General features: G+C 69.6%; 20 protein-coding genes and 1 tRNA gene. 9 read left to right on the forward strand and 12 right to left on the reverse strand.

The features are described from left to right. Positions 1–45: 45 nt before the first annotated feature. Complete coding sequence (locus ACGFIM_RS18405; protein ID WP_393201693.1) at positions 46–963, forward strand: SMP-30/gluconolactonase/LRE family protein; 918 nt, start codon at positions 46–48, stop codon at positions 961–963. Between the two features lie 39 nt (positions 964–1,002). Here the strand turns inward: ACGFIM_RS18405 and ACGFIM_RS18410 are convergent, their stop codons facing one another. Both ACGFIM_RS18410 and ACGFIM_RS18415 read right to left on the reverse strand, forming a co-directional pair. Beyond that, the gene (locus tag ACGFIM_RS18410; protein ID WP_393201695.1) at positions 1,003–1,731 is read right to left on the reverse strand and encodes an ABC transporter permease; all 729 of its coding nucleotides are present in this window, start codon (positions 1,729–1,731) and stop codon (positions 1,003–1,005) included. Beyond that, positions 1,728–2,633 (reverse strand): ABC transporter ATP-binding protein, encoded by a 906-nt coding sequence (locus tag ACGFIM_RS18415; RefSeq protein WP_393201697.1) that lies wholly within the window; start codon positions 2,631–2,633, stop codon positions 1,728–1,730. The genes ACGFIM_RS18410 and ACGFIM_RS18415 overlap by 4 nt, the downstream gene beginning before the upstream one ends. Positions 2,634–2,742: 109 nt before the next feature. Here ACGFIM_RS18415 and ACGFIM_RS18420 point away from each other — a divergent pair, with 109 nt between their 5' ends. From ACGFIM_RS18420 to dnaN, 3 genes are all read left to right on the forward strand, one after another. Then, positions 2,743–4,170 carry a sensor histidine kinase gene (locus ACGFIM_RS18420; RefSeq protein ID WP_393201699.1) on the forward strand — a complete coding sequence of 476 codons (1,428 nt, stop codon included), beginning with the start codon at positions 2,743–2,745 and terminating at the stop codon, positions 4,168–4,170. Beyond that, positions 4,167–4,817 carry a response regulator transcription factor gene (locus ACGFIM_RS18425; protein WP_364064512.1) on the forward strand — a complete coding sequence of 217 codons (651 nt, stop codon included), beginning with the start codon at positions 4,167–4,169 and terminating at the stop codon, positions 4,815–4,817. Before ACGFIM_RS18420 ends, ACGFIM_RS18425 begins: the two co-directional genes overlap by 4 nt. A gap of 326 nt (positions 4,818–5,143) precedes the next feature. Continuing rightward, positions 5,144–6,244: a DNA polymerase III subunit beta gene (gene dnaN / locus ACGFIM_RS18430; RefSeq protein ID WP_393201702.1), complete on the forward strand. Its 1,101-nt coding sequence runs from the start codon at positions 5,144–5,146 to the stop codon at positions 6,242–6,244. Positions 6,245–6,305: 61 nt separating this feature from the next. Here the strand turns inward: dnaN and ACGFIM_RS18435 are convergent, their stop codons facing one another. The 7 genes from ACGFIM_RS18435 to upp all read right to left on the reverse strand — a co-directional run bounded on the left by ACGFIM_RS18435 (position 6,306) and on the right by upp (position 11,226). Next, a complete protein-coding gene (locus tag ACGFIM_RS18435; protein ID WP_393201704.1) occupies positions 6,306–6,830 on the reverse strand; it encodes a MarR family winged helix-turn-helix transcriptional regulator in 525 nt (174 codons plus the stop codon). A 38-nt stretch (positions 6,831–6,868) separates the two neighbouring features. After that, on the reverse strand, positions 6,869–7,549 hold the full coding sequence (locus ACGFIM_RS18440) for a FadR/GntR family transcriptional regulator (RefSeq protein WP_393201706.1): 681 nt from the start codon (positions 7,547–7,549) through the stop codon (positions 6,869–6,871). 101 nt (positions 7,550–7,650) lie between these two features. Next, positions 7,651–8,994: a helix-turn-helix domain-containing protein gene (locus ACGFIM_RS18445; protein WP_393201708.1), complete on the reverse strand. Its 1,344-nt coding sequence runs from the start codon at positions 8,992–8,994 to the stop codon at positions 7,651–7,653. 95 nt (positions 8,995–9,089) lie between these two features. Then, complete coding sequence (locus ACGFIM_RS18450) at positions 9,090–9,623, reverse strand: PH domain-containing protein (protein ID WP_364064499.1); 534 nt, start codon at positions 9,621–9,623, stop codon at positions 9,090–9,092. Next, positions 9,620–9,778 carry a hypothetical protein gene (locus tag ACGFIM_RS18455; RefSeq protein WP_355417480.1) on the reverse strand — a complete coding sequence of 53 codons (159 nt, stop codon included), beginning with the start codon at positions 9,776–9,778 and terminating at the stop codon, positions 9,620–9,622. The genes ACGFIM_RS18450 and ACGFIM_RS18455 overlap by 4 nt, the downstream gene beginning before the upstream one ends. A 97-nt stretch (positions 9,779–9,875) precedes the next feature. Continuing rightward, on the reverse strand, positions 9,876–10,100 hold the full coding sequence (locus tag ACGFIM_RS18460) for a hypothetical protein (protein ID WP_364064496.1): 225 nt from the start codon (positions 10,098–10,100) through the stop codon (positions 9,876–9,878). A gap of 487 nt (positions 10,101–10,587) precedes the next feature. Beyond that, positions 10,588–11,226 (reverse strand): uracil phosphoribosyltransferase, encoded by a 639-nt coding sequence (gene upp / locus ACGFIM_RS18465; protein ID WP_393201711.1) that lies wholly within the window; start codon positions 11,224–11,226, stop codon positions 10,588–10,590. Positions 11,227–11,835: 609 nt separating this feature from the next. Between upp and ACGFIM_RS18470 the strand changes: the two genes are divergently transcribed. The 4 genes from ACGFIM_RS18470 (at position 11,836) to ACGFIM_RS18485 (ending at position 13,394) form a co-directional block, all read left to right on the forward strand. Beyond that, on the forward strand, positions 11,836–12,351 hold the full coding sequence (locus ACGFIM_RS18470; RefSeq protein ID WP_393201713.1) for a tRNA adenosine deaminase-associated protein: 516 nt from the start codon (positions 11,836–11,838) through the stop codon (positions 12,349–12,351). A 17-nt stretch (positions 12,352–12,368) separates the two neighbouring features. Beyond that, positions 12,369–12,845, forward strand: a complete 477-nt coding sequence (locus ACGFIM_RS18475) for a tRNA adenosine deaminase-associated protein (RefSeq protein ID WP_393201715.1) — start codon at positions 12,369–12,371, stop codon at positions 12,843–12,845. Next, complete coding sequence (gene tadA / locus ACGFIM_RS18480) at positions 12,842–13,297, forward strand: tRNA adenosine(34) deaminase TadA (RefSeq protein WP_393201717.1); 456 nt, start codon at positions 12,842–12,844, stop codon at positions 13,295–13,297. Before ACGFIM_RS18475 ends, tadA begins: the two co-directional genes overlap by 4 nt. A 10-nt stretch (positions 13,298–13,307) precedes the next feature. Next, positions 13,308–13,394 (forward strand) — tRNA-Ser (locus tag ACGFIM_RS18485). Between the two features lie 356 nt (positions 13,395–13,750). Here the strand turns inward: ACGFIM_RS18485 and ACGFIM_RS18490 are convergent. The 3 genes from ACGFIM_RS18490 to ACGFIM_RS18500 all read right to left on the reverse strand — a co-directional run bounded on the left by ACGFIM_RS18490 (position 13,751) and on the right by ACGFIM_RS18500 (position 15,951). Further along, positions 13,751–14,047: a type II toxin-antitoxin system VapB family antitoxin gene (locus ACGFIM_RS18490; protein ID WP_393201719.1), complete on the reverse strand. Its 297-nt coding sequence runs from the start codon at positions 14,045–14,047 to the stop codon at positions 13,751–13,753. Positions 14,048–14,095: 48 nt separating this feature from the next. Then, positions 14,096–14,938, reverse strand: coding sequence for a neutral zinc metallopeptidase (locus ACGFIM_RS18495; protein WP_393201721.1), 843 nt, complete (start codon positions 14,936–14,938; stop codon positions 14,096–14,098). A gap of 74 nt (positions 14,939–15,012) precedes the next feature. Further along, positions 15,013–15,951: a neutral zinc metallopeptidase gene (locus ACGFIM_RS18500; RefSeq protein ID WP_393201723.1), complete on the reverse strand. Its 939-nt coding sequence runs from the start codon at positions 15,949–15,951 to the stop codon at positions 15,013–15,015. A gap of 97 nt (positions 15,952–16,048) precedes the next feature. Here ACGFIM_RS18500 and ACGFIM_RS18505 point away from each other — a divergent pair, with 97 nt between their 5' ends. After that, on the forward strand, positions 16,049–16,690 hold the full coding sequence (locus ACGFIM_RS18505; RefSeq protein ID WP_393201726.1) for a LysE family translocator: 642 nt from the start codon (positions 16,049–16,051) through the stop codon (positions 16,688–16,690). Positions 16,691–16,810: the final 120 nt, after the last annotated feature.

A 16,810-nucleotide genomic window follows, 5' to 3' on the forward strand; every position in this document is an offset into this window, starting at 1 on the left:
CCTTACTTCAGAGTTCGGCGCCCGGCCCCCCGTAAGGTGGTCGCCATGACGGACACGATCCCCACTGAGTTCGAGGTGCTCGACGAGCGGGTGGCCGCGATCGGCGGCGACACGACGATCGAGATCCTGTACCGAGGCACCCGCTGGGGCGAGGGGCCGGTCTACTTCCCGGCCGGCCGGTTCCTGGTCTGGAGCGACATCCCCAACGACCGCATGCTGCGCTGGGACGAGATGACCGGCGCGGTGGGCTTGTTCCGGCGGCCGTCCGATTACGCGAACGGCAACACGCTCGACCGCGAGGGCCGGCTCGTCTCCTGCGAGCAGGGCCCGCGCAGGGTCACCCGCACCGAGCACGACGGCTCCATCACGGTGATCGCCGACCGCTGGCAGGGCAAGCGCTTCAACAGCCCCAACGACGTCGTCGTACGCTCCGACGGCTCCATCTGGTTCACCGACCCCCCGTACGGCATCCTCAGCGACTACGAGGGCATGGCCGCCGAGCCGGAGATCGACGGCTGCCACGTCTACCGGGCCGACCCGGTGACGGGCGAGGTGCGGATCGTGGCCGACGACTTCGACCGGCCCAACGGGCTCGCGTTCTCGCCGGACGAGCGGCTGCTGTACATCGCCGACACCAGCCGCAGGCACATCCGCGTGTTCGAGGTGCGCGACGACGGCACGCTGAGCGGCGGCAAGGAGTTCGCGTCGGGCGGCGAGCAGGACCCGTACGACGGCATGCGGCTCGACACCAAGGGCCGGCTGTGGACCGCGGCCGGCAGGCAGGTGCTCTGCTACGACCCCGACGGCACCCTGCTCGGCCGGCTGAAGCTGCCCGAGCCGGCCGCGAACCTGGTGTTCGGCGGGCCCAAGCGCAACCACCTGTTCATCGCCGCCGCGACCTCGCTGTACGCGCTGCTGACCAACGTCACGGGAGCGCGCCCGGTGTGGGCCACCGGACGCTGACCCGCACCCGCCGCGCCCCCGCACCGGCGGGTGCGCGGCTCACTCCCATCGGAACAGCCGTACGGCGAGACCTCCGAAGACGACCAGCCCCGCGGCCACCACCACCAGGTGGAGCGGCTGCGGCGCCTGACCCGCCCACGAGTCCCTGAGCGCCTGGGCGAACGGCCCGGCCACCGAGTAGTCGCTGATCGTGCGCAGCACGTCCGGCATGACGTCGCGCGGCACCCACATCCCGGCGACGAACATCAGCGGGAACATCACGGCCGACCCGATGCCGGGCGCGACCTTGGCGTTCGGCGCGAGCGAGGCGATCACCAGCCCCATGGCGAGCAGCGCGGCGGTGCCGAGCAGGAACACCAGCACGAACCACCCCATCCGGCGCGGCGCCGACGAGCCGAACACCAGCGCCCCCGCGACGATCAGCAGCGTCGTGGTGAAGATCCCGATCCCGAGGTTGATGAGCAGCTGGACGCCGAGCAGCCGTCCCGGCCCGACCGGCGTGGTGGACATCCGCCGGAGCACGCCCTGCTCCCGATAGGCCACCAGGGCCGCGGGCAGTGCGCTGCACGACAGCGTGAGCAGCGACAGCAGCGTCATCATGCTCGGCCACTGGGCGTCCACGAACCGCTCGCCGCCCGCGTCCGCCCGGGTGAAGTCGGGGATGCTCAGCCCCAGTACGACCAGCAGCGCGAGCGGCAGCAGCACCGTGAACAGCAGCAGCGGCCACTCCCGCAGGTGCAGCTTGGTCTCCGTGACGAGCAGCTTCATGACAGCTTCCTTCCGGTCAGCGTGAGGAACGCGTCGTCCAGCGTGGCCTGCTCGATCCGCAGGTCTCCCGGGACGATCTGGTGGTGCGCCAGGGCGAGGGTGACGGCGGGCGCGAGATTGCCCGAACCGGTGACGACGACCTGCTCGCCGCTCCTCGACACCTCGCGCACCTCGGGCAGCGCCAGCAGCAGGGCGTCGTCGACCGGCGCGGACGGCCGGAAGCGCAGCCGCTGCTCGCCGCCCACCTGCGCGATCAGCCCGGCGGGCGTGTCGGTGGCGACGACCCGGCCCGCGTCGATGAGCGCGATGCGGTCGCAGAGCCGTTCCGCCTCCTCCATGAAGTGGGTGACCAGCACGATCGTCACGCCGGACGCGCGTACCTGCTCGATCAGCTCCCAGGTGTCCCTGCGGGCCTGCGGGTCGAGCCCGGTCGTCAGCTCGTCCAGCACGGCGATGCGCGGCCGGCCCACCAGGGCGAGCGCCACCGACAGCCGCTGCCGCTGCCCCCCGGACAGCTTCTTGAACGCGGTGCCGCGCTTGGGACCGAGGCCGACCCGCTCGAGCAGCTCGCGCCAGTCGGCCGGGTCGGGGTAGAAGGAGGCGTACAGGTCGAGCGCCTCCCACACCTTGATCTTCTCCGGCAGCGCGGCGCTCTGGAGCTGCATGCCCAGCACGCGGCGCAGCTCGTCGCGATCGGCCGCCGGGTCGAGCCCGGCCACGCGTACGGTGCCGCCGTCGCGCTCGCGCAGCCCGGCGACGCATTCGACGGTCGTGGTCTTGCCGGCGCCGTTCGGGCCGAGGATGCCGAAGATCTCGCCCTCGGCCACCTCGAACGACACGTCGGCCACCGCGAGGTGGTTGGGGTACTGCTTGCGCAGGTTCTCGACCTCGATGACTTTCATGCCATCGACGCTAGGAACGCGGTCTTACCCGCGGAATCTCGCTAGATGCCCGGCAAGGGTGTACCTAGGTGCAGTGTGGTGACCCCGCCCGTTGTCGCAGACTGAAGTCATGCTCAAGAGGTACGGCCACGTCGCCACGCTGCTGGTGCTCGGTGCCGTGCAGGTGCCCATGATCGTGGCGAGCGGCGTGCTGCTGCTGCTGTCGTTCGCGCTCGGCATGGTGTTCCTGTTCCCGCCCCAGGTGATGATGGTCAGGCGGATGGCCGAGCTGCACCGGCGGCTGGTCGCCGGTCAGGCGGGCGTCGCCATCGACTCGCCCTACCTGCCGCCGCCCCCGCCTCCGGTGCCGCAGGCCGACGGCATGTACCGCTCCGACCGTACGCTCTACAAGACCCCTCGCGTGCCCGCGTGGAACAACCGGTGGCGGTGGCTGCTCAGCGACCCCGGCACGTGGCGCGACCAGTGCTGGCTGCTGCTCGACCCGCTGGTGAAGGTGCTGCTGCTGCCGGCGCTGCTGCTGGTTCCTGGGCGCGGCCTGCGGCTGTACGCCCGCTGGTGCCGGCTGCTGCTCGGCCCCACCGCCGCGAGCCGCCTCGCGGCCCAGGTCGGCTACCTCAGGCGCACCCGCAACCTCGCCACCGACTCGCAGGCCGCCGAGATGCGCAGGATCGAACGCGACCTGCACGACGGTACGCAGGCCAGGCTCGTCGCCATCGGCATGACGCTGGGCGCGGTCGAGCAGCTCATGGACACCGACCCGGCCGCGGCCAAGGCGCTGCTCGCCAAGGCCAGGGAGGCCTCCTCCGAGACGCTCACCGAGCTGCGCCGGGTCATCCGCGGCATCCACCCGCCGGTGCTCGCCGAACGCGGCCTGGCCGACGCCGTACGCGCGCTCGCCATGGACAGCCCGCTGCACGTCACCGTGGACGTGGACCTGCCGAAGCGGGCCGAGGCGCCGGTGGAGGCGGCGGTGTACTTCGCGATCAGCGAGCTGCTGTCCAACGCCGCCCGGCACGGCGGCGCCCAGGAGGTCACCGTGGACATCAGTGCCCACGGCCCCCACCTGCGCGTCACGGTCATGGACGACGGCATGGGCGGCGCGGACCCGTCCAAGGGCAGCGGCCTGGCCGGCATCGAGCGGCGGCTGGCGGCGTTCGACGGCGTGCTCGCCCTGCACAGCCCGCCCGGCGGCCCCACCACGGTCACCATGGACCTGCCCCACGTGCTGCCCGAGCCCGAGAGCGCGGCCCGCAAGATGCCCAAGTGGAAGATGATCGTCGTCGCGCTCCTGTGGGCCACGGCCTGGTGCCCCACCTTCCCGCAGGGCGTGGTCGCCGCCATCTTCAAGATCTTCGACATCGACGAGAAGGCGTGGTTCCTCGCCCTGTACCTGCCGCCGCAGTGGCAATGGCCGACGATCATGGGCATGATCGTGCTAGGCGTGTTCATGCACGTCATGGCCATCCGCATCCCCGCCGCTCACGACAACCAGCGTCTCCTGCTCTACTCCAAGCCGCTCAATCCCTGGATTCCATGAACCGCGTTCTCGTCGCAGAAGACCTCTACCTGCTCAGGGACGGCCTCGTCCACCTGCTCCAGGCCCACGGCTTCACCGTCGTCGCCGCCGTCGAGAGCGGGCCCGAGCTGCTCAAAGGCCTGCTCGAACTGCGCCCCGACGTCTCCATCGTCGACGTACGCCTGCCGCCCACCCACACCGACGAGGGCCTGCAGGCCGCGCTCGCCGCCCGCCGCCAGGTGCCCGGCCTGCCCATCCTCGTGCTCTCCCAGCACGTCGAGCAGCTCTACGCCCGCGAGCTCCTCGCCGACGGTTCCGGCGGGATCGGCTACCTGCTGAAGGACCGCGTCTTCAACGCCGAGCAGTTCATCGACGCCGTACGCCGGGTCGCCGCCGGCGGCACCGCCATGGACCCTGAGGTGATCGCCAAACTGCTCGCCAAGAACTCCAAGCGGCAGCCGCTCGACCACCTCACGCCGCGCGAGCGCGAAGTGCTGGAGGCCATGGCCGAAGGACGCTCCAACGCGGCCATCTCCCAGCGGCTCTACTTGAGCGAGAGCGCCGTGGCCAAGCACACGGCCTCCATCTTCGCCAAGCTGGGGCTCGCCCCGTCGGACGACGACAACCGCCGCGTCCTCGCCGTCCTGGCCTACCTCAACAGCCGCTGACCCCGAGCCTGCCCCTCCCCACCACCGCCGGCTCCGGATCGCCCGCGACACAGCCCGGACACCCCTCCCGCCCCTCTCCGCCCCGAGCCCGCACGGCCCCGCATGTCCTCGCCGTGCGTCCACCTCGCGGTGCGCTTCGGGCCCGTGCGGAGCGGTCGGTTGCGAGGGGGGTGGCGCCCCTGCTTCCCCTGAGCCTCAGCCCGTGCGGACCTGCACGTCCTCGCCACACCCGAGGGTTTTCATGGCCGCCTCGCAGCGGGGCCGAGTTGTCGGTGGCACCGGCTATTTTCATAGGGCAGGCGGCGGCGAAGAAGAGGTGGTACGAGGTGAAAATCCGGGTTAACCGCGATGTTCTGGCAGATGCCGTGGCATGGGCGGCCCGCATTCTTCCGAGCCGCCCCGTGGTGCCCGTCCTGTCCGGGCTGCTGCTGGAGGCGACGGACGACCTCCTCACGCTGTCCGCGTTCGACTACGACGTCTCGGCGCGCGCCGAGGTCGACGCGCAGGTGTCCGAGGAGGGCCGCGTGCTCATCCCGGGCCGGCTGCTGGCCGAGATCACCCGCAGCCTGCCCGACGACGACGTCGAGCTGGTCACCGAGGGCGCGGAGGCGGTGCTGACCTGCGGCAGCGCGGAGTTCGGCCTCATCACGATGCCGGTCGAAGACTTCCCGTCGCTGCCCGCCATGCCGCCGGCCATCGGCGCGATCGGCGGCGGCGTGTTCGCCTCCGCGGTGAGCCAGGTGGCTCCGGCGGCGAGCCGCGACGACACGCTGCCGATGCTCACCGGCATCAGGGTCGACATCGCAGGCGAGTCGGTGACCATGGCGGCGACCGACCGCTACCGCATCGCCGCCCGCGACTTCACCTGGCGTCCCGCCGCTCCCGGCGTGGCGGTGTCGGCGATGGTGCCCGCCCGAATGCTGGTCGAGGTGGCCAAGTCGCTGCGCGGCGGCGAGGTCTCCGTGGCGATGGGCGACGGGGTGGCCGGGTTCGAGAGCGTCGGGCGCAGCACCACCGTGCGGCTGCTCGACGAGCAGTTCATCGACTACCGCTCCCGGCTGACCACCGAGTGGTCGATCAGGGCCGACGTCCCGGTGGCGCCGTTCGTGAACGCGGTCAAGCGGGTGGCGCTGGTGGCCGAGCGCAATACCGCGGTGCGGCTGTCGTTCAGCCAGGGGCAGGTGCTGGTCCAGGCGGGCGGCGGCGACATCGGCCGCGGCGCCGAGGTGGTGCCGTGCGAGCTGCGCGGCGACGACATCCAGATCGCGTTCCAGTCGCAGTTCCTGCTCGACGGGCTCACCGGCATTGAGACCGACCTGGCCCGCATCAACCTCGAGTCGCCCACCAGGCCCGCGCTGATCCAGGACGTGCCGGGCGATGCCCAGCCGGCGTTCCGCTACCTGGTCATGTCCCTGCGTCAGCCGTGAGCGCGCGCTCGCGTGTCGGCAGTGAGCGCCGTCTGGGGTGCTGCGGAGGTTTGAGGGCGGTCTACGCTCCCGCGTCAGCCGTGAGAGTCGTCGAGTCCGCACCCGCCGTGAGCGTGGCCTGCGCTCCGGTGTCCGTGGTGAGCGCCGTCTGGCGTGCGGCGATCAGCCGGAAGACGCGCTTGAACTCCGCGTACGCCTCCTCGCCCACGGCCCGCGCGTGGGCCGCCTCCATGGCGGCGAGGATGGCGTCGGAGCGGGAGATGAGGTCGCGCCCTTTGCCGGTGGGCACGATGAGCTTGGCGCGCCGGTCGGCGGGGTCGCGCCGCCGTTCCACGTAACCGAGCTCGACCAGCTCGTCCACGAGCGTGCCGATGACCTGCTTGTGCCGGCCGGAACGGGCGGCGAGCTCCGTCGCCCGGGTGCCGGCGTCGTCGAGGTAGGCGAGCACGGCGCCGTGGCGGGGCCGCAGCTCGTCATGCCCTTGAGCGGCCAGTTCGGCGAACAGCCCGCGCTGCAGCGCGAACAGCGTGCGCCCTGCCAGCATCCCGAGGTCGGGATCCTCGTGCGCACGCCGACGCCTGTCCATGTCCGCCATCGCCCGGCCGCTTCGCCCGCGCGAACGGCTCAGGACTCGGACTCGGTGAGCGCGATGAGGATGTGCTCCATGCAGGCGTGCCCGGCCCGCTCGGCAGCCGTCGCGTCGCCGGCCGCGATGGCCCTGGCGATGGCGTCGTGCGGGATGTGGCTCTTGTTCAGCGACGTGCCCGCGGCCGTGATGCTGGCCCGTAGCGCCGCCGAGAAGTCCTCGTACAGGTCGATGAGGACGAGGTTGTGCGTGGCGTGCGCGACCGCCATGTGGAAGGCCAGGTCGGCCTCGACGAAGAAGTCGGGGTCGTCGAGCTGCCAGGCCCGCTCCCGCTCGGCCAGCGCCTCCTCGATGCGCCGGATGTCCTCCTCCGTGCGCCGGGTGGCGGCCAGGCGGGCCGACTCGACCTCGAGCGCGCGGCGTACCTCAAGGATCTCCAGCTGCTCGGCCTGGCGCAGCCGCCGTAGCATCGCACCGGACAGCTCGCTCGTCGCGCGGACGTAAGTGCCGTCCCCCTGACGGCACTCGAGCAGCCCGGCGTGTGTGAGGGCGCGTACGGCCTCCCGGACGGTGTTGCGACCCACCCCGAGTTGCTCGGCGAGCGCGGTCTCGGTCGGGATCTTGCCGTTCATCGGCCACGACCCTGAGGTGATCTGCTCTTTCAGCTGCTCGATCACCTGATCGACGAGCGAAGCCCGCTGCGCCGTACGCAGACTCACAGTCCGCCTCCTCCGGGGAAACCAATCATCCTATGAGTCAATGACTGGTAGACCCTCATTATTCCAGACTCACTAGGCCAAATCTGGAAGCTCCCGGAGACTCAGCGAGAAACTGTGGCGTCAATTGTCACCCCTGCCATGGCGGAGCGAACTCCGGCAGCTTCAAGGGCTTTACGATATGCGGCCGTCTGCAGTGCCTTGGACTCGCCCCTGCCATAAAGGTCGCCCAGCTCACGCCAGCACCGCGCGGCCTGGCGATCCGAGCCGAACACCGGCCGGTCGAGCGTGTCGAGCAGCTCGTGCGCGGCGCGCAGATGCGCGGCCGCGTCGCCGTCCTGCTCGTACGCCACGGTGGCCAGCACCAGGTGCGCCTCGGCGGCGGTCGTGCCCGAGCCGTCGTGCTCCAGCCCGGCCGCCTTGACGGCCAGCTCGCCGGCGCCTATGAAGTCGCCGGCGCGCAGCTTCACCCGCGCATGGACGATCAGGCTCTCGCCGTACTCGCGCGCGGTGGACGGGAACACCGAGAACGCCCTGACGGCCTCGCCGGCCAGCCGGTCGGCCTTCTCGATCGGACCTGTGCCCATCCTCGCCCAGTGCATCGCCGTACGGGCGAGCAGCAGCGCGATCCTTTTCTCCCTGCCCGCCATGATGGCGTCGTCGGCGAGGCTGACGGCGAGCGCCGAGTCCTCACCCGCCGCCGCGGCCGCGCTGGCGTGCCACAACGCCTTGATCTCGGCGGAACGGTCCACAACCTCCGGGACACCCGCGGTGTCGAGCACCCGCTTGACGTAGGCGAGCGCGGGGGAGTCGGTCTCGCTCTCGCCACGCGCCTCGATCAGCGCGGCGGCCAGCTCGACGGCCATCTCGCCGTGGGTGATCTGCAGCCGCTCGGCCTGCGCCAGCGCCACGGACGCCAGGTCGCGGGCCCGCAGCCGGTCGCCCGCCTGCTGGTAGCAGCGGCTCAGCGCGACGGTGATCGGCAGGTCCGCCAGCCGCTCGGGGTGCGCCGCCGCCTCCCTGCGCAGCCGTTCGAACGCCTCGACGGCCTGACCCAGACGGCCCTGCGCCTCGAGAGCGCGCGCCCGGCCGAACCGCGCCTGCGCGGTCAGCATGGCGTTCTCCTCGTCCGCGGCCTTCACGATGTCCGTGAAGCGGTCCGCCGCGGTGGCCGGGTCGCCGTGCTGCAGCTCGAGCTCGGCGTGCCGCAGCCCGAGCTCGGTGTCGATGCGCTGGCGGGGCTCGATCCCGTGCAGGAGGAACTCCGTCGTGCAGCCCAGCCGCTCGGCCAGGAGCCGGGCAACCACAGGAGTCGGCGTACGCTTACCCGACTCAATGAGCGAGACATAACTGTCCGACAGGTCGGGTCCGGCCAGCTGGGCCTGAGACATCCGCCTGTTCAGCCGCAATCCGCGGACGCGGTCACCGATGGTTCCCTGACTCGGCATCTCATCTCTCAAGGCGGGGAAGGGTCAACAACACGCAATGATTGCATGAAGTAGCCGAATCTGGTATCCCCGCGTGAAATTTTGCCACGTCGAGATTAATCGTCCCCGTCGTCCTTCCCGGGGAAAAGCATCTGACAGACCTCTAGGTAGAGAGTCTCCGGATACGGAATGTATTCGACCGTTGACAGAGCCTGATCCTGACCGGCCGATTCAAGGATGAACTCACCGTAACCGAGCATGCGTCCCAGCAGGGATCTTTGGAAGCTCATGTCGGTGACCTTGCCCAAAGGCATCATCGCGACCTTGCGCGTGATCAGCCCGGTGGTGAGCAGCATTCGTTTGGACGTAACCACAAAGTAGTCGACCGACCACTCCGCGACTTTCCAAACGAAGCGGATCAGCAGGAGCAGCCACAACCACCACACGACGACCAGCGCTGTGCCGCCTGCCTCGCCGCCGCCGAAGAACCGGCTGAGGAGCCCGGCGACGATGAGGCCGCCGAGCACCTCGGCGACCGGGCGCAGCAGAATGGCGGGATGCCGCCGCACCATGATGACCGATTGTTCCTGGGGGAGGAGGTAGCGGTTGACCGACGATGGAGCAGAGTCCCCGTGGGTCACAAGTCTCATGAGAGGCTGTTCACGAATTGGGCCAGCGAGTCGGCCGCGTTGAACACCGTGTCGAACGCTCCCTTCACCGCATCCGCGGCGTCAGCTGGTCGCGCGAACAGGTAGTACGCAACAAATGCGATACCACCGTATGTGAGGACCTTTTTGACCTGCACCGTCGCCTCCGTGCCACTTACCCACTCCACCCGCCCTCTACATTACCCACCCGGGTGCCCGGGTAAAGGTGACTTGACGGGTTGGTTCCGATCTTGCTTAGCCGCGCTCGCTGGCCACCAGGGCCAGCACGTGTAGGTGTTTGCGTGCGATGCGCTCCACGAGGCTGGGATGTGCGTAGCCCGTGACCTCCAGCGCGCCGTAGTGCGCCGCCTCCACGCAGCGCGTTACCGTGGTCGCGGAGTGGATGCCGGCGAACTCGTCGCACAACATCGACTCCACGTCGGCGTACGGAGTCGGGTCCGCCTCGGTGTGATCGCTCATCGTGCCCCCACGCGCATGCGGAAGTTGCCTTCCGGTTCTCTTCGTACCCACACAACCACAGTATGTAACGAAGTGATGACGTGTCGTGACGGGTCATGGACTTTTCCGAGGAGAACTTTCCCGCCCCGGCACCTCGAGCGCCTCTGCGGCGGGCGCGGCGCGGACCTGCGCGCGAGCCGGACAGGGCCGTACGGGGTTGGAGGACAATCCGTCGGAGCCGGGAGCCGGGAGCCGGGAGCCGGGAGCCGGGAGCCGGGAGCCGGGAGCCGGGAGCCGGGAGCCGGGAGCCGGGAGCCGGGAGCCCGTCAGGGTGTGAGGCCCCGGCTTCGAGCGCTCAGGAAGTGGGGCCGGACTTGAGCACTGTGGGGTGGGGCCCAAGCCCGGACTCAGCGTTCAGATGATCAGACGACGCCATACAGGCGGTCGGTTCAGATGGTCAGACGACTCAGATGGTCAGACGACTCAGATGGTCAGACGACTCAGATGGTCAGACGACGCCGTAGAGGCGGTCGCCGGCGTCGCCGAGCCCCGGCACGATGTAGCCGTTCTCGTTGAGCCGCTCGTCCAGCGCCGCCGTGACCACGCGGATCGGCTTGCCGGAGTTGGCGAACACCTTGTCCATGTGAGCCAGCCCCTCGGGCGCCGCCAGCAGGCAGATCGCGGTGACGTCGACCGCCCCCCTGTCGAACAGGAACTGCACCGCCGCCGCCAGCGTGCCGCCGGTGGCCAGCATCGGATCGACGACGTAGCACTGCCGCCCCGACAGGTCGTCGGGCAGCCGCGTCGCGTACGTCTCGGCCTGCAGCGTCGACTCGTTGCGGATCATGCCGAGGAATCCGACCTCGGCCGTGGGCAGCAGCCTCGTCATGCCGTCGAGCATGCCGAGCCCGGCTCGCAGGATGGGCACCACCAGCGGGTACGGCTTCGCCATCCGCACCCCTTTGGCCTGGGCCACCGGGGTCTGCACGGTGACCTCGCTGACCCGGACGTCGCGGGTGGCCTCGTAAGCGAGCAGCGTCACCAGCTCGTCCGCGAGCCTGCGGAAAGTGGGCGAGTCGGTGCGGACATCACGCAGCGTGGTGAGCTTGTGGGCCACGAGCGGATGATCGACGACGAGGGTCTCCATGGCACACAACGGTATCTCCTGGACAACCCTGCTATCGACCCCTCGCCCGGCCCTGGAAGATCACGTCACGGGCGGTATGCGAGCTGCGCGGGCGTCGCCCTCCGTCCCTCTTCCGTTGCAGAGGGGCCGGTTGCGCCCGGATGCGGTCAGAGTCCGGCGGCAGGGGGGCAGGGCGGTCGTGGCCGGGGTGTCATGAACGGCCGCCGGGCCGGACGGGCGTGACCCCGTCTCCAGGGGCAGAGCGGTGGATCGGATGGGCGTCGCCCCCCTTCCAGGGGCCTGGGCGGTCCTGGGCGGGTGCCGGTCGGACGGGCGCCCCTTCTTCAGAGGCAGAGCGGTGGATCGGATGGGCGTCGCCCTCTTCTCCAGGGGCAGGACCGACGCACCCGGAAGAGGGGCGAGTGGGGCGGCAGGGGATGCGGGAGCCGTTCCCCTCCCGAAGACCGGGACTCCCCTCCTGAAGGCCCAGGCGCGAACGGGACATTGGGGACGGGCGGGGATCACATCTTTGGTTTTGATCACAATTTGGTCGGAGAGCCACACGCCCAGTGGCCGGGTCTGGAACGATTGGGTCCTGGTGATATCTGTCGTGTCAGAGGTCGGGTGGGGATGGCGATGACAGACGAAGACGCTCTCGACTTCGCCATCGTGGTTTACCGCGAGGACGACTGCTGGCAGGCCGAGCTCCTGCCGGTCGCGCTCACGTCCGATCTGAAGGGGCTCATCCACGCCCTGAAGCAGCAGCCGAGCGAGAGCGGAACGATCGGCCTGGTCGCCGTGGGCGACGAGTTCTTCGTGGCGCTGCGAGTGCTGGGCGATCGGGTGGATGTGTTCCTGTCCGACATCGCCGCCTCGTGGGACTTTCCCCTGGCCCGTCAGGTTCTCGACTATCTCGACATCCCTGTGCCGGATGAGGAGGAGCTGGACGAGATCCTGCAGGACGAGGAGACCGTGCTCCCCGCGGGAGATCTGTCGATCTTCGCTGATCTCGGGTTGGACGAGATGGAGCTGGGCATCCTCTCCGGCGACATTGACCTGCTTCCCGAAGATGTGCTGTCCAGCATCGCCGCGCGGCTCGGGTTCTCTGAGCCGTTCGAGCGTGCCATCGAATCAGTCTTCGGCTGACCCCCTGGAGCTCGGACATGGCGTCCAACACCTTTTCTGCGGCCTTCGTCAGGACCTCCGACGGCTGGAGCGGTGCCGAGGTCGATCTCGGGGACGTCGAGATCGTCGACGACCTCGGTGACGCCGTCACGGAGGCGCTGGGTCTCACCGGCGACGAGCTCGCCCTGCTGTGCGTCGAGGTCGAGGACGAGTGGTTCGCCATCGCCCGCTATCAGGGCATCGAGGAGCCCCGGGTGTTCCTCTCCGACGTGCACGCGATCGTCTCCGACAGCCTCGGCGAGCTGTTCGCCGAGTTCGCGGGGGTGGCGCCCGACAAGGAGGGCAACGGGCTCGGCGTGCGCCCTGCCGGCGATTTCGAGCTGCTCAGCGACCTCGGCGTGAGCGCGGACGAGCTGCTTGAGCTGAGCATGGAGGAGGGCATGCTGCCGGCCGACATCCTGTCGGTGATCGCCGAGCGGCTGTCCTTCGCCGACGAGCTCGATCGGTTGCGGTGACGTACGAGGACGCGATGCGTCTGGCCCTGGCGGAGGCGGATGCGGCCGCCGCCAGGGGCGAGGTCCCGGTCGGCGCCGTGGTGCTCGACGAGCACGGCGAGGTGCTGGCCGCGGCGGGCAACGACCGCGAGTCCACCGCCGATCCCACCGCGCACGCCGAGGTGCTGGCGCTGCGCAGGGCGGCCGCGCGGCGCGGCGAGTGGCGGCTGGGCGGTTGCACGCTGGTGGTGACGCTGGAGCCGTGCACGATGTGCGCGGGCGCCGCCGTGCTGGCGCGGGTGGATCGCATCGTGTACGGCGCCACGGACGACAAGGGCGGCGCCGTGGGATCGCTCTGGGACGTCGTACGCGACCGCAGGCTCAACCATCGGCCCGAGGTCGTCATGGGAGTTCTCGCTGATGAGTGCGGTACGGCGATAAAGCGGTTCTTCGCCACTCGCAGGATCCGGTAAGCTCATGCGCGGTGGTGTCGCCTAGTGGCCGAGGGCGCACGCCTCGAAAGCGTGTGATGGGGCAACTCATCCGTGGGTTCAAATCCCACCACCACCGCCGGTGCCGAAGGGCCTCCGAGATCTCGGGGGCCCTTTCGCATGTCCGCGCGGGTTCGCCGTGTTCGCCTGTTCGCCGGCGTTCGCATGTCCCCGTGCCCGAGGGCGTTCGCGTGTCCGGGGGCGTTCGCGTGTCCGGGGGTGTTCGCGTGTCCGGGGGTGTTCGCGTGTCCGGGGGTGTTCGCGTGCCCGCCCCCGCTCGCGGTGTCCGGCTGCGTTCCCATGTCCGCGCCCGCGCCCGCCCACGCGACAACCGTAACCGTATTCACCGGCGGTTCACCGGCGGGAAAATGATGTCGGCCAAAAACAAAGAGGGAGCCGCGCGATTCCCGGCGGCTCCCCCTTTGAAATCCTTTCTCAGGTGGGCAGCTCAAGGACCCTGGCGTGCAGGATTGATCGTTGGTGCAGTGCCGCCCGCAACGCTCGATGCAGGCCGTCCTCCAGGTAGAGCTCGCCCTGCCACTGCACCACGTGCGGGAAGAGATCCCCATAGAACGTGGAGTCGGCCGCGAGTAGCGAGTGCAGGTCCAGCATGGCCTTCGTGGTGATCAACGAGTCGAGCCGGACCTGCCGTGGAGGGATCTGGGCCCAATCGCGGTTGGTCAGACCGTGGTTGGGATAAGGGCGTCCGTCGCCGACTTGCTTGAAGATCACCCCCCCGATTTTAGGAGAGATTTCGATTCCTCGTGTTGTCCGGCCGCATCATCCCAGCGTTCCGAGGGTGCAGTCGGTCGGTGATCCGTTTTCGTATCCGCGCGTGAACGCGGCGACGCGCTGGCGCGAGCTGCCGTGCGTGAACGATTCGGGATCGATTCTTCCGGTGGTGCGTTGCTGGATCCTGTCGTCGCCGACGGCGGCCGCGGCGTCGAGCGCTTCGGCGATCTCGGCGGAGGTGAAGGGCTTTTCGTAGAAGCCGGTCTTGATCGCGTTGCGGGCCCAGACGCCGGCGTAGCAGTCGGCCTGGAGCTCGATGGCGACGGAGCTGCCGCCCTCGAGGGCGCCGAGGAGATTCTGTACGTGGTGTCCGTACTCGTGGGCGATCACGTACGCCTGGGCGAAAGGCCCGCCTTTGGCGCCGAACTGCGAGCGGAGCTGGTCGAAGAAGCCGAGGTCGAGGTAGACGCGCTGGTCGCCGGGGCAGTAGAAGGGGCCGACGGCCGAGCTGGCCGAGCCGCAGGCGGTCCTCAGCCGGCCCGAGTACAGCACGGTCTTCGCCGGTCGATATCCCGAAACCTGCTGCTTCCAATAGTCCTGGATGCTGTTGACCACACCGACCACGCGGCACTTCTCCGACTGGTCGGCGTCCTTGCCCGTCTGGCACTGCTCGGTCAGGTTGGCGGGTGGCCGCCCGCGCCCGGGCTCGGGGGTGTCACCGACGTTGTTCAGTACTAACACCAGCACCAGGACGATCAGGCCGACGATGCCGCCGCCCCCGAAGATGATCCCGCCGGGGAAGCCGGAGAACCCGGAGAATCCGCCGCCCCCGACATTCCCGTAGTCCTCCACCTGCGACGCGTCGAGATCCGCCTCGTCCCTGAAGTCCATGCTGACATCCCTTCCCGGGGGTATCGCCCGCATGACAGACTGCCCCGAACCGGGAAAGACGTATCACACGGGGCTCAGATACGCCCGGAGAAGGTGTCGCAGCGGTTGGGGTCCCCGCTCTCGTACCCGGTGCTGAACCAGCGCTCGCGCTGCTCCGACGTGCCGTGCGTGAACGCGTCGGGCGTCACCCGGCCCTGGGAACGCCGCTGGATGCTGTCGTCGCCGACGGCGTCCGCGGCGTCGAGCGCTTCGGCGATCTCGGCGGAGGTGAAGGGCTTTTCGTAGAAGCCGGTCTTGACCGCGTTGCGGGCCCAGACGCCGGCGTAGCAGTCGGCCTGCAGCTCGAGGCGCACCGACGGGCTGTTCGCGCCGGGACGGTTGTCGCGGCCCACCTTGTCCATGGCGCCGAGCAGGTTCTGTACGTGGTGTCCGTACTCGTGGGCGATCACGTACGCCTGGGCGAAAGGCCCGCCTTTTGCCCCGAAGTCGCGCTGGAGCGTGTCGAAGAAGGTCAGGTCCAGGTAGACCTTGCGGTCGGCCGGGCAGTAGAACGGCCCCACGGCGGAGTCGGCCGCGCCGCAGCCCGTCCTGACCGCCCTGGTGAACAGCACGGTCTTGGCCGGCCGGTACCCCGAGATCTGCCCCTTCCAGTAGTCCTGGATGCTGTTGACCGTGCCGACCACCCGGCAGTCCTCCGACTGGTCGGCGTCGGCGCCGGTCCTGCAGCGTTCGGCGAGGTTGCCGGTCGCGGGCGCGCTGGGCTGCCGGCCGCCGCCCTGGACGCCGGGATCGCCCTGCTCGCCCGGGTCTCCGGTGAAGGGCGTCGGGAGGATGCCGAACAGGAACATCGCGGCCACCGCCAGGATCAGCAGCAGGCAGCCGCCGCCCTTGCCGCCGATCGGCAACATGCAGCCGCCCGGCATCCTGCCGAACCCGCCGCCGGGGCGCGGGCCCGACGCTCGTACGTCCTCGACCTGGGATGGGTCGAGCGGTTTGTCGTCGTCGAACTGCATCGAAGCCTCCGACCGCAGTTCTGCCCCGTAGCAGGTCGATTACCCTCAGCGATGGAAATTCCTGGGACTTCTGTGATATGTCCGGTAATCTGCTGCTATGACGGCTGGGTTGATCGGCATCGCGCTGGTCTCGCTGGGCATGGTACTGACGCCGGGGCCCAACATGATCTATCTGGTCTCCCGCTCGCTCACCCAAGGCCGCCGATCAGGGCTGATCTCGCTGAGCGGCGTGTTCCTCGGGTTCACGGTGTACCTCGTCGCCACCTGCCTGGGCCTGACGGCCGTCTTCGCGTACGTGCCCGCCGCGTACACCGCACTCAAGATCGCCGGCGCGGCGTACCTGCTCTGGCTGGCCTGGAACGCCGTCAAGCCGGGCGGGATCTCCGCCTTCGAGCCGCGCGAGCTGCCCGTCGAAAGCCCCGGCAGGCTGTTCTCGATGGGCTTGCTGACCTGCCTGCTCAACCCCAAGATCGCCATCCTGTACATGTCGCTGCTGCCGCAGTTCGTCGACCCGTCGATGGGCCACGTCCTGCTGCAGAGCCTCGCGCTCGGCTCGGTGCAGGTCGCCATCGGCACCCTGGTCAACGGCCTGATCGTCATCACGGCCGGCAGCCTCGCCGCCTTCCTCGCCCGCCGCCCGGTCTGGCTGCGCATCCAGCGCTACCTCACCGGCACGGTGCTCGGCGTCTTCGCCGTCTCCATGGCCACCGACCGCTCCAAGGCCCTCGTGACCTCCTGACCTCCAGCCGGGCAGCCCCCGCGCGGCGGCGCGTCAGGGGGGCGGGTGCCGATCGGGACGTCCTCACCCTGTCCGGGGTGCGTCCATGCACTGCCCGGGGTGGCGAGTGAGGGGCTGGGT

This window comes from Nonomuraea sp. NPDC049309, from assembly GCF_043196965.1.
GTDB lineage: Bacteria > Actinomycetota > Actinomycetes > Streptosporangiales > Streptosporangiaceae > Nonomuraea > Nonomuraea fastidiosa.

Coding starts and splice junctions, on each gene's coding strand:
- ACGFIM_RS18405 (WP_393201693.1), top strand. CDS start 46: ATGACGGACACGATCCCCACTGAGTTCGAGGTGCTCGACGAGCGGGTG.
- ACGFIM_RS18410 (WP_393201695.1), bottom strand. CDS start 1,731: ATGAAGCTGCTCGTCACGGAGACCAAGCTGCACCTGCGGGAGTGGCCG.
- ACGFIM_RS18415 (WP_393201697.1), bottom strand. CDS start 2,633: ATGAAAGTCATCGAGGTCGAGAACCTGCGCAAGCAGTACCCCAACCAC.
- ACGFIM_RS18420 (WP_393201699.1), top strand. CDS start 2,743: ATGCTCAAGAGGTACGGCCACGTCGCCACGCTGCTGGTGCTCGGTGCC.
- ACGFIM_RS18425 (WP_364064512.1), top strand. CDS start 4,167: ATGAACCGCGTTCTCGTCGCAGAAGACCTCTACCTGCTCAGGGACGGC.
- ACGFIM_RS18435 (WP_393201704.1), bottom strand. CDS start 6,830: ATGGACAGGCGTCGGCGTGCGCACGAGGATCCCGACCTCGGGATGCTG.
- ACGFIM_RS18445 (WP_393201708.1), bottom strand. CDS start 8,994: ATGCCGAGTCAGGGAACCATCGGTGACCGCGTCCGCGGATTGCGGCTG.
- ACGFIM_RS18450 (WP_364064499.1), bottom strand. CDS start 9,623: ATGAGACTTGTGACCCACGGGGACTCTGCTCCATCGTCGGTCAACCGC.
- ACGFIM_RS18460 (WP_364064496.1), bottom strand. CDS start 10,100: ATGAGCGATCACACCGAGGCGGACCCGACTCCGTACGCCGACGTGGAG.
- upp (WP_393201711.1), bottom strand. CDS start 11,226: ATGGAGACCCTCGTCGTCGATCATCCGCTCGTGGCCCACAAGCTCACC.
- ACGFIM_RS18470 (WP_393201713.1), top strand. CDS start 11,836: ATGGCGATGACAGACGAAGACGCTCTCGACTTCGCCATCGTGGTTTAC.
- ACGFIM_RS18475 (WP_393201715.1), top strand. CDS start 12,369: ATGGCGTCCAACACCTTTTCTGCGGCCTTCGTCAGGACCTCCGACGGC.
- ACGFIM_RS18495 (WP_393201721.1), bottom strand. CDS start 14,938: ATGGACTTCAGGGACGAGGCGGATCTCGACGCGTCGCAGGTGGAGGAC.
- ACGFIM_RS18500 (WP_393201723.1), bottom strand. CDS start 15,951: ATGCAGTTCGACGACGACAAACCGCTCGACCCATCCCAGGTCGAGGAC.
- ACGFIM_RS18505 (WP_393201726.1), top strand. CDS start 16,049: ATGACGGCTGGGTTGATCGGCATCGCGCTGGTCTCGCTGGGCATGGTA.